A 232-nucleotide genomic window follows, 5' to 3' on the forward strand; every position below is an offset into this window, starting at 1 on the left:
AAAAATACTCAGTGCTCGTTGAAACTTTGCTTAATGGATAAGGAATACTATCTGCATTAATGACGGTAGGTCCGTGTTTCTTAAGCAGCCTGCATAAATGCAATGCTGCTGGTGCGCGGGCGCCAGTAATTAATACTGTTTTCGTAGTACTCACGGAGCTTGCCTCCGATAGAAAGCCCCGCAGCGGTACCGTGTAATAATATTGTGTGGCCGCGTTGCCCTGGGGGTTGGT

General features: G+C 47.8%; 1 pseudogene. It reads right to left on the reverse strand.

Annotated elements, in window-relative coordinates:
* A pseudogene (locus JDS96_RS33555) lies at window positions 1-154 on the reverse strand (ATP-grasp domain-containing protein); the annotation flags it as partial.
* Window positions 155-232 lie beyond the last annotated feature (78 nt).

The organism is Bacillus cereus group sp. N21 (assembly GCF_016483395.1).
Lineage (GTDB): Bacteria > Bacillota > Bacilli > Bacillales > Bacillaceae_G > Bacillus_A > Bacillus_A pseudomycoides.